General features: G+C 69.5%; 10 protein-coding genes. 4 read left to right on the forward strand and 6 right to left on the reverse strand.

The genetic code is table 11. From position 1 onward, the window contains the following. From ACZ4LX_RS37255 to ACZ4LX_RS37265, 3 genes are all read right to left on the reverse strand, one after another. A partial coding sequence (locus tag ACZ4LX_RS37255) for an ATP-binding cassette domain-containing protein (protein ID WP_467651663.1) occupies positions 1-221 on the reverse strand: 221 nt, incomplete at its 3' end. A 135-nt stretch (positions 222-356) separates the two neighbouring features. Further along, positions 357-1,202 (reverse strand): DUF4097 family beta strand repeat-containing protein, encoded by an 846-nt coding sequence (locus ACZ4LX_RS37260; RefSeq protein ID WP_467651665.1) that lies wholly within the window; start codon positions 1,200-1,202, stop codon positions 357-359. A 96-nt stretch (positions 1,203-1,298) separates the two neighbouring features. Next, positions 1,299-1,814 (reverse strand): toxin-antitoxin system HicB family antitoxin, encoded by a 516-nt coding sequence (locus ACZ4LX_RS37265; protein WP_467651668.1) that lies wholly within the window; start codon positions 1,812-1,814, stop codon positions 1,299-1,301. Positions 1,815-2,276: 462 nt separating this feature from the next. Here ACZ4LX_RS37265 and ACZ4LX_RS37270 point away from each other — a divergent pair, with 462 nt between their 5' ends. Together ACZ4LX_RS37270 and lysA are read left to right on the forward strand one after the other, a co-directional pair. Then, on the forward strand, positions 2,277-2,699 hold the full coding sequence (locus ACZ4LX_RS37270; RefSeq protein WP_467651669.1) for an SAV_915 family protein: 423 nt from the start codon (positions 2,277-2,279) through the stop codon (positions 2,697-2,699). A 65-nt stretch (positions 2,700-2,764) separates the two neighbouring features. Continuing rightward, entirely contained in the window at positions 2,765-4,096 is a 1,332-nt protein-coding gene (gene lysA / locus ACZ4LX_RS37275; RefSeq protein WP_467651678.1) for a diaminopimelate decarboxylase, read from the forward strand. A gap of 117 nt (positions 4,097-4,213) precedes the next feature. Here lysA and ACZ4LX_RS37280 read toward each other — a convergent pair whose 3' ends face one another. The 3 genes from ACZ4LX_RS37280 to ACZ4LX_RS37290 all read right to left on the reverse strand — a co-directional run bounded on the left by ACZ4LX_RS37280 (position 4,214) and on the right by ACZ4LX_RS37290 (position 7,481). Then, positions 4,214-5,101 carry a carbohydrate ABC transporter permease gene (locus ACZ4LX_RS37280; protein WP_467651671.1) on the reverse strand — a complete coding sequence of 296 codons (888 nt, stop codon included), beginning with the start codon at positions 5,099-5,101 and terminating at the stop codon, positions 4,214-4,216. Next, the gene (locus ACZ4LX_RS37285; protein WP_467651673.1) at positions 5,098-6,072 is read right to left on the reverse strand and encodes a carbohydrate ABC transporter permease; all 975 of its coding nucleotides are present in this window, start codon (positions 6,070-6,072) and stop codon (positions 5,098-5,100) included. Before ACZ4LX_RS37285 ends, ACZ4LX_RS37280 begins: the two co-directional genes overlap by 4 nt. Before the next feature lie 89 nt (positions 6,073-6,161). Beyond that, positions 6,162-7,481 carry an ABC transporter substrate-binding protein gene (locus ACZ4LX_RS37290; protein ID WP_467651674.1) on the reverse strand — a complete coding sequence of 440 codons (1,320 nt, stop codon included), beginning with the start codon at positions 7,479-7,481 and terminating at the stop codon, positions 6,162-6,164. A gap of 268 nt (positions 7,482-7,749) precedes the next feature. On the opposite strand from ACZ4LX_RS37290, the gene ACZ4LX_RS37295 reads away from it, so the two are divergent. Both ACZ4LX_RS37295 and ACZ4LX_RS37300 read left to right on the forward strand, forming a co-directional pair. Then, a complete protein-coding gene (locus ACZ4LX_RS37295) occupies positions 7,750-10,152 on the forward strand; it encodes a glycoside hydrolase family 2 protein (protein ID WP_467651676.1) in 2,403 nt (800 codons plus the stop codon). Beyond that, on the forward strand, positions 10,149-10,239 hold a 91-nt coding region (locus tag ACZ4LX_RS37300), incomplete at its 3' end, for a TetR family transcriptional regulator (protein ID WP_467651003.1). The genes ACZ4LX_RS37295 and ACZ4LX_RS37300, both read left to right, overlap by 4 nt.

Genomic DNA, 10,239 nt, shown 5'->3' on the forward strand with positions numbered 1-10,239 from the left:
ATCTGTATCCGGCCGCCGTCGGCGGTGATGAGGGTGGAGAGGATCTTCACGGCGGTGGTCTTGCCGGCGCCGTTCGGGCCGAGCAGCGCGAAGACGGTGCCTGCGGGGATGGAGAGGTCGATCCCGTCCAGGACGGCCTTGTCGCCGTACGACTTGCGCAGACCGACGGCGGAGACGGCGACCGGAGACAGGCGACCGTCCGGCTTTGTGGATGTGGACATGACAGGTGAAGGCATGGGGCCCTCCCGTTCGAAGGCTGGAAGCTGGTGGGGTGCCGCGCTGTTGAACTGGGCTGCTGGGTACGACTGTTGGGGAGGTGCTGAGAGCCGGGCGGACCGCGAGCGGCTGCTCGGGGGTCAGGCCTTGGCGCGGCGGATGTCGATGTTGCCGAACCGGGTGCGGGCGTGGATCTTGACGGTCTCCTCGGCCTTCGCCGGGGCATCGGAGGCCGTGAGGGTGTTGCGTACCTGACCGGTGCCGGAGCTGACGTCGAGCCAGGCGGCCGTGCCCTCGCGGACACCGACCTCGATGGCTCCGTAGCTCGTCTCCAGCTGAACGGTGCCGCGGGCGACCTCGGCCACGCGCAGGGTGCCGGAAGCGGTGGTGGCGGTGACCGACTCCTCGGCGCGGACGATGTCGATGTCGCCGTTGGAGCCGCTCACCCGGAGTTCGCCGGTCGCGGCACCGACGGTCGTGGTGCCGTGCGAGTTCTTCAGGACGGCGGGACCGTCGAGGACGCCGGCGCGCAGGCTGCCCGAACTGGTGGTGATCTCGGCCTTGCCCTCGACGTGGTCCACGGTGATCGATCCGTGCGACGCGGTCAGGCGCAGCGGACCGGTCGCGTCGAGGCGGACGTCGCCGGCCGAGGTCTTCACGCGTACCTCGCCCAGCCGTCCCTCGCCGAGTACCTGGGCCCAGGCGCCGGTCACGTCGATGTGCGAGCCCGTCGGCAGCTCGACCGTCACGTCGACGGTGCCCGTGCGCCCGATCAGGTAACGCTGCTTGGGCGTCCGGATGGTCAGTACGCCACCCGAGAAGGTGACCTCGGTCTGTGCGGCCGCCCGTGAGTCCTGGTCCTTCCCGGCGTCGCGGGGCCGCACCTCCACGATGGTGTCCGGGCGGTCGCCGGCGGTGAACTGGATGGAGCCGGCCTCCACGTGTGCGGTGACCGAGATCGCTTCGGGGGTGTCGAAATCAGGCATGGCTGTCCCGTCCTCTTGAGTCCTGTGGGCGTCCCCGCTGGTGGGACGTGGTGTGGGTGAAGCGGTGCGGGCGGTGGGTGCCGCTACGGGAGGGCCTCAGCGCACCCAGCCCGTGTAGCCCTGCCCGAGTACCTGGCTCTTGCCCGTCGCGCGTGGCCCGGCGCCGCCGTCGACCGCGGCCGACACGGCCTGTACCAGCCAGGCGTTGACCGACAGGCCTTCGCGGGACGCGGCCTCCTCGGCGCGCGCCTTGAGGTGGGCCGGAAGGCGAAGGTTCACGCGTGCGGTGCCGCCCTCCTCGCCGTCCACCGGGGCCTGGGGCCTGGGCGGTTCGGCGGGGGCGGCCGGCTCCATGGGGGTGCTGTCGGTGGGCGGCAGCGTCACGACGAAGTCGGGGTCGAGCCCGCGCAGCCGCACGTCGACCGAGCCCGGAGCGATGTCACGGGTGATCTCGTCCATCGCGGCGGAGAGCACGTGGAGCATGGTCAGCCGGGCCGCCGACTCCAGGGGAGCGGTGAGCCTCTCTGCCAGCGCGCGGGCTTCGTCGCCACCGGCCTCGGCAGCCACCGCAAGTTCACGGCGGATGTTGTCGACATACGGGGTGAGGTCCATGGCCCCATATTGGCACCACGGTGGCGCCATAGGCAAGCCGTATGGCGCCATTCTCGGGGCCGTCTCTGTCGGTGCGGCTCTGAACTGCGTAAACGGCATGAATTCCGTCTGGATGGCAGGAGCTCGGAAAGGGCTCATGCGCTCGGTGTGGCGCCATGCGGTGCCATGCGGTGCCATCTGGTGCCACGCGGCACCATGTGGCGTCATGCGGTGCCACACGCTGTCAGCCGTACCGGGCGCGCAGGAGGCAGCCCCGTGCGCCAAGGGCCATGGTGGGCGGAGCCGATGGAGCACTCGCGGGGCGGCCGCCGTCAATCGCGCGTCAAGGGCCGGGCCTTCGGGATCAAGGGGCCGCCAACGGGCACGTCCGGTCCCGGGGAGCGGGCATAGCGTCGATGACATGCCCCGGCCCGCTACGGGACCGGGGCGAGCCACCCGTCTCCATGAGGCATGAGGAGTGTCATGAACGACAGTCAGTGCGCGGAGGACCCCGACCCCCTTGACGCGCACCGGGCCGGAGCGTTGTTCGTTCCGGCCCGGCCGGGACCGGCGGGCTACTGCGCACGCCTCTTCCGTACGCCTCTCGGCGGCCGTACCGCGGTCGCCTTCACCGACGAGCGCCGGCTGACCCGCACCCTCGGGCCGCAGCAGGCCTGGATCCGGCTCTCCGCGCCTGCGGTACGCGCGCTCGTCGCGCCCCTGGGAGTCGTCCGCCTCACGGTCGACCCCCTGCTCGTCGCCCCCGGACCCGGCACCGCATCCGTCGCCCGGCCGGGCGCCCGTACAGCGGGCGAGCCACAGCGCCGCCGTCCGGCACGAGGTCCGCGACCGGCCGGGGCGCCGCGTGCGAGCAGCGCGCCCTCGCTGTCCCCGTCCGCCTCCTGACCGGCTGGGAGAACGCCATGAACCCCACACTGCCTGCCCCGCCGGCTCCGACGTCGGTGCCCACCATGCCGCACGCGGTGCCCGGCCCGCCGCCCGACACCGCTGGTCTCTCCGTCTGGCCGGCCTCCGCCCGGCTCACCTCCCGAGGCGATGTCGCGGTGGGAGGCGTCTCCCTCGTCGAGGCCGCCGAGCGGTTCGGGACCCCCGTCTACCTCCTCGACGAGGGCGAGGTGCGGGAACGGTGCCGCACCTATCTGCGGGCGTTCCCGGACACCGACGTCGTCTACGCGGCGAAGGCGTTCCTCTGCCGCGCCGTCCTGCGCTGGGTGGAGGAGGAGGGCCTCGGCCTGGACGTCTGCTCGGCCGGTGAGCTGGAGTTCGCCGTGACCAACGGCTTTCCGCCCGGCCGCGTCGTGCTGCACGGCAACGCCAAGAGCCCGGACGACCTGAGCACCGCACTGCGGCTCGGTGCCGGAAGGATCGTCATCGACAGCGCGTGGGAGATCGCCCGGCTCTCCGCGCTCGTCCCGGACGGCGCCCGGCAGAAGGTGCTGGTACGCGTGATCCCCGGCATCAGCGCGGGCGGCCACGCGGCGATCCGCACCGGCACGGACGACCAGAAGTTCGGGCTCTCCCTCAACGACGGCAGCGCCCAGCACGCCATCACCAGGATCCTCGGCCAGCCCCGCCTGGAACTGGTCGGACTGCACTGCCACATCGGCTCCCAGATCACCGCGGCCAAGCCCTATCTGACCGCCCTGCGACGCATGGTCGGGCTGCTGGCCCAGGTCCACCGGCAGCACGGAGTCGTGCTGCCGGAGCTGGACATGGGCGGCGGGCACGCCGTCGCCTACCGGCCGGGCGAGGAGCCGCTGGACATCCCGTCCCTCGGCGACCGCATCCGCCGCGAACTGGCCACGAGCTGCGCCGCCGCCGGTATCCCCGCACCCCGCCTCGCGGTCGAGCCCGGCCGCGCCCTGGTGGGACCCGCGGGTGTGGCGCTCTACCGGGTACTTGCCGTCAAACGCACCGGCGGCCGTGTCTTCGTTGCCGTGGACGGCGGGATGAGCGACAACCCCCGGCCCGCGCTGTACGGCGCCCGCTACGCGCCCCGGCTCATCGGGCGCCGCTCGACGGCCGAACCCTGCGAGGCGACTGTCGTGGGCAGGCACTGCGAGGCGGGCGACGTACTGGCCGCCGACGCGGCACTGCCCGGCGATGTCCACCCGGGAGACCTGGTGGCCATCCCGGTCGCGGGCGCCTACCACCTCTCCATGGCGTCCAGTTACAACGCGGTCGGCCGCCCGCCCGTGGCCGCCGTCCACGACGGCCGGGCCCGCCTGTTGATACGCCGCGAATCCCTCGCCGACATCAACGGCCGTGACGTCGGACTCTGAGCGAGTGACCGTGTGAGGTGCCGGGCGCCGGGGCCGGGAACTCCGTTGCGGGATCGCCGGAACGGCCGTCACGGGTCACCGGAACGGCCATGGGGGGCGGCGTCCGGCACGCGCCCGCTACTTCGTCGCGCCCTGGGCGAAGCCGTTGTAGATGTAGCGCTGGAGGAACAGGAAGATGACCAGGGTGGGGACGATCACGAGAACCGCCCCGGCCGAGATGTTCTCCCAGTGCGCTCCGAACGGTCCCTTGAACCGGAACAGCGCCGTGGAGACCGTCCCGAGTTCCTGGGAGGGCATGTAGAGGAAGGGGATGTAGAAGTCGTTGTAGACGGTGATCCCCTTGATGATCACCACGGTCGCGATCGCCGGCTTGAGCAGCGGGAAGATGATCTTCCGGTAGATCGTGAACGAGTTCGCGCCGTCCAGCCGTGCGGCTTCGTCCAGAGAGACGGGGATGCCGCGGATGAACTGGAGGAAGATGTAGATCGACACGATGTCCGTGCCCATGTAGAGCAGGATCGGGGCCCACCGGGTGTCGAACAGTCCGAAGCTGTTGACGACCTGGAAGGTGGCGACCTGCGTGGTGACGCCGGGCACGAGGGTGGCGATCAGAAAGAGGCCCATGACGAGCTTCTTGGCCCGGAAGCGGAAGCGGTCGATGGCGTACGCCGTCATCGAACCGATGACCACGGTGCCGGTGATGGAGAACAGCAGGATGAACGCGGTGTTGCCGAAGGCCGTCAGCATGTGGCCGTCGGAGAACGCGGTCGCGTAGTTGCTGAAGTTCAGCCAGTTGCCCGGCAGCGACAGCGCGCCGCCGTCCGTGGCTTCCTCGGACGTCTTCAGGGACGTGAGGAAGACGACGCTGAGGGGGAGAAGTACCACCAGCGAGGCGGTGACGAGCGACAGATAGACGAGCGCGCGACCGATACGGCCGCGGAGACGGACATGTCCCGGTCCGGCCGCGGAGCGGGCGGGGGCGGCGGTCTGCGAGGCCGTGGTCATACGAGGTCCACCTTTTCGTCGGGCACGAGACGGCGCTGGATCCAGGTGATCAGCAGGATGATCAGCAACAGCACCACCGCGGCGGCCGAGGCCAGCCCGGTCTTGTTGAACTGGAAGGCGAGCTTCACCGTCTGGATGACGAACGTCGAGGTGCCGGTGGCGCCGCCGGTCATGATCCACGGGATCTCGAAGACAGCGAGGGACCCGGAGATCGCCAGGATGACGCTCAGGCTCAGTACGGGCCGGATGCTCGGGGCGATGATGTGCCGGAACTGCTGCCACCGGGTCGCGCCGTCCAGCTGGGCGGCCTCGTAGAGTTCGCCGGGGATCGACTGTATGGCGCCGAGGAACAGGACGAAGTTCAGGCCGGTGAAGCGCCAGACCGAGACGCCGGCGAGCGAGGTGTTCGCCGATGCGGGATCTCCGAGCCAGGCGTGGTCGGTGTCCGATCCGAACCACGACAGCACCGAGTCCAGGGTGCCGCCGTCCTGGAAGAAGTACAGGAAGACGAATCCGATGGCCACGCCGTTGATGAGGTAGGGGAAGAAGAGCAGGCCCTTGAACAGGTTGCGGAACCGCAGATCGAAACTGAGCACCGTGGCGAAGTACAGCGCGATGGCGATCTGGGCCGCGGACGCCGCCAGGTAGTAGAAGCTCACGAAGAACACCCGGAAGAGCTCGGGCCGGGTGAAGATCTGGACGTAGTTGTCCGCTCCGGTGAAGTCCCGGTCGGGGCTGACCCCGTCCCAGTCCGTGAAGCTGTAATAGATCATGTTGCCCACGGGTACGTAGGTGAACGTGATCAGCAGCACCAGCGGCGCTGCCAGGAACAGCCAGGGGGTCGCGCGGCGGAGCAGCCGTCCCCACGTCCCGCGTTCATGGGAGCGGCCGTTGCCGCTGGTTGTGGTCCTGCGACGTGAGGGCGCCGCACGGTGCGTCTTCACGCTCGCGACCTCGGTCGTCTCGGTCATGTCGGGCCTTTCGTCGTCCGCTTCGTCATCCCGTGTGCGCGGGAGGGCCGGGCCCCGGCCGGTGTGGTGCGGCCGGGCCCCTCACCGGGTCAGGAACCGGCGGTCCTCGCCGCCTCGTCCCACTTCTTGTTGAGCTCGGAGAAGTAGCCTTCGAGGCTGCCCTTCTGCGCTCCGCGGGCGATGTCGATCAGCTTCTGGCGGTAGTCGGGCTTGTTGAGCCCGATCTCGGCGGCGTTGTCGATGTCGTTCACCGTGCCCGTCTTCTCCTCCGAGCGCTCGACGAAGGTGACATCGTTGTCAACGAATTCCTTCAGGGTGGCGGGCATGGGCGCCGACTTCAGGGTGGGGACGGCTCCCTCCTTGGCGGAGTAGCCGGACTTCTCGGTGAACCAGTCGATCCAGGCCCGTGCTGCGTCCTTGTGCGCGGAGTGGGCGTTGACGGCCTGCTGGTAGTCCGACACCAGGGTGGCGCACTGTCCGTTCTCCCGCTGGAGGGGGACGGGCATGAAGCTGATGTCGTCGGGGTTCTTCCCCGCCTTCTCCGCGGCGTCCTTCATCTGCGTGATCGACCACGAGCCGACCATCATGGAGCCGATCTCGCCCTTGGCGAGCATGCTCTTGGAGGCTTCCCAGTTGGTGGTGCTGGGGTCCTTCTCGGAGAGGCCGTCCTTGACGATGTCGTACAACAGGGTGTCGATCGCCCCGAGTTCGGTGGAAGCCTTCCATGGGGAGACCGGGCCGGCGAGCTTGTTGTTGGCGTCCTCGCCGCAGGTGACCGAGCCGATGTTGCTGCTCCACTGGACCAGCGGCCAGCCGTCCTTGAAGTTGGTGTAGTAGGGCGTCGCGCCGGTCTTCGACCTGATCGCCTTCAGCCCCGCGAGGAACTCCTCCGGCGAGTCCGGCCAGGTGGTGATGCCGGCCTTCTTCCACAGGGCCTTGTTGTAGACGAAGCCGTTGGCGGTGCCGAACTGGGCGATGCCGTAGACCTTGCCTTCCACCGAAGTCTTGTCGCTGAAGCGGTACTTGTCCGCCATCTCGATCGACGGACCCAGCGGGGCGAAGAACTTGGGGTAGTCGTTCTTGGAGACCGCGGCGGGGATCATGAGGACGTCGCCGTAGTCCTTCGTGTTCATCCGGATCTTGACTTCGCCCTCGTAGTCGGTCAGGCCTTCGAACTTCACCTTGACCTTGGGGTAGATCTTGTTGAACTCGGCGGCGTAGCCGTCCATGGCCCCGCTCTGGACCAGGTCCGTCCGCTGGGTCAGGACCGTGATCGTGCCCGTCGCGCTGCCCGGGTCGGCGGGGGCTTCGGCGGTCTCGGCCGACGGGGCCCCTCCGCCGCTGCAGCCCGTCACGGTCAGCGTCGCGATGGCCAGAAACGCACCTGCGAACTTCTTGGTCTTCCCCATGTTGCCCAACTCCTTCGGATGGCGGCTCAGGTCTGCCGTGGGATGTTGGCACTATGGCAGCCAGGGTGTGAACCGGTAAAGCTCTGATTTCCATGACGATGCGTAATCGTTACCGGGCGGTGCGTAGGAGCAGGTCAGCAGCGTGCGAGATGTTCGACGTGTTGCGACAGCGTAACTAGACCGGTTTATGGACAGTGATCGATTGGCGGGCTAAGTTGTGCGACGTCATGCATCTGCCAGCGTGCGTACCGGGCGATTGGAGCCGCACATGAAGGACGTCACCCCGCTCACCGAGGGCTGGACTCTGCGCCACGGACAGGACCGGCTCCCGGCTCGGGTCCCCGGCTGCGTCCACACCGACCTGCTCGCCGCCGGCGTCATTCCGGACCCCTTCATCGGACTCAACGAGACCGAGGTCGCCTGGGTCGGCCGGCGCTCGTGGACCTACGCCACCGACGTCTCCCACGACAGCCGGCACGAGCGCACCGACCTCGTCTTCGAAGGGCTGGACACCGCTGCCCGGATCACTTTCGGCGACCGGGAGATCGGCACGACCCGGAACATGCACCGCACCTACCGGTTCGACGTCACGGGCCTGACCGGCCGGCTGGAGGTGAACTTCGCCTCCGCCCACGCGGAGGCCGAGGCGGTACGTGCCCTCACGGGAGACAGGCCCAATGTGTATCCCGAGCCGTTCCAGTACATCCGCAAGATGGCCAGCAGCTTCGGCTGGGACTGGGGGCCGACGCTCGTCACCGCCGGCATCTGGCGGCCGGTGCGGCTGGAGCACTGGTCGACGGCGCGCCTCGCGTCCGTCCGTCCGCTCGTCACCGTCGACGAAGCCACCGGCGTCGTCGAGGTCGTGCTGCGGGTGGAGCGCACAGCCGAAGGGGCGGGCGCGAGCCTGCTGGCGCGGGCCACGGTCGCCGGCCGGCGGGCGGAAGCCCGCGTCGAGGGCGAGGAGGCGGTGCTCCGCCTGACGGTCGACCGACCCCGGCTCTGGTGGCCGCGCGGCTACGGTGAACAGCCCCTCTACGACCTCGACGTCACCCTTCTCGACGAGGACGGCGAGCTGGACACCTGGCACCGGCGCATCGGATTCCGCACCGTCGAACTGGACCGCACCGCCGACGCGCGCGGCTCGGGTTTCACCCTTGTCGTCAACGGCGAGCGGATGTTCGCCCGAGGCGTCAACTGGATCCCCGACGACGTGTTCCCCTCACGCGTCACACCCGAGCGCTACCGCACCCGGCTCGGACAGGCCGCGGACGCCAACGTCGACCTGGTGCGCGTCTGGGGCGGTGGCATCTACGAGGACGAGGCGTTCTACGACGCCTGCGACGAACTCGGGCTGATGGTCTGGCAGGACTTCCTGTTCGCCTGCGCGGCCTACCCGGAGGAGCAGCCTCTGCGGGGAGAAGTGGAGGCCGAAGCACGCGACAACGTTGTCCGGCTCATGCCCCACGCCAGCCTGGTCCTCTGGAACGGCAACAACGAGAACCTCTGGGGATTCCGCGACTGGGACTGGGAGCCCGGACTCGCCGGGGACTCGTGGGGCGAGGGCTACTACCTCGGCCTGCTGCCCCGCCTGGTCGCCGAACTCGACCCCACACGTCACTACGCAGCGGGAAGCCCGTGGTCCGGATCCTGGGACCACCACCCCAACGACCCCGACCACGGCACCTACCACTCCTGGGAGGTGTGGAACCGCCAGGACTACGCCGAGTACCGGGCGAACGTCCCCCGGTTCGTCGCCGAGTTCGGCTGGCAGGCCCCTCCGGCCATGGCCACACTCCGGCGTGCGCTTCCCGATGAGACGCTGGCCCCCGACTCCCCGGGCATGCTGCACCACCAGAAGGCGGATGACGGCAACGGCAAGCTCGACCGAGGAGTCTCCCGCCACTTCGCGCTGCCCGAAGGCGACTTCGACCGGTGGCACTATCTGACCCAGGTCGTCCAGGCCCGCGCCGTCGCCGCGGGCATCGAGCACTGGCGCTCGCACTGGCCGGCCTGCGCGGGCACCGTTGTCTGGCAGCTCAACGACTGCTGGCCGGTCAGCTCCTGGGCCGCCGTCGACGGTGACGGCCGCCCCAAGCCGCTCCACCACGAACTGCGCCGTGTCTACGCGGACCGGCTGCTGACCCTTCAGCCCGGTGAGGGGACGGGCCTCGTCCTCGCCGTCGTCAACCAGGCCGCCACACCATGGCGGACCGCCGTGACCCTGCGCCGGCTTGAGGCCGACGGCAGGACGGTCGGCCACAGCACACACGAGGTGACCGCGGCCGCGCGTTCTGTCGTACGGCTCCCGGTGCCTCCCGGGCTGGTGCCTGACGAACTCACCGCCAAGGAGTTCCTCGTCGCCGACGCGGATGGTCTGCGGGCCACGTACTTCCCGGTGCCCGACAAGGAGTTCGCCTACGAGCAGCCGGCCTTCGGCATCGAGGTGGAACCCGTCCCGGGCGGCGGCGGTAAGGTCGATGTCGTGGTCAACGCGCACACCCTCGTCAGGGATCTTCTGCTCCAGGCCGACCGGCTGAGCCCCGACGCCGTCGCCGACCGAGGTCTCACCACATTGCTGCCCGGCGAGCAGGTCCGGATCCGGGTCGAGGGCTGTGGCGGTGCGACCGAGGACGACGTGGCGGCGGCCTTGTTCTGCGCGGATACGAGGTGAGCGGTCCGGCGCGGGTCACGATCAAGGACGTCGCGGCTCGGGCCGGTGTGTCCAAGGGCGCGGTCTCGTTGGCGTTCAACAACAAGC

Source organism: Streptomyces sp. NPDC026062 (assembly GCF_055568375.1).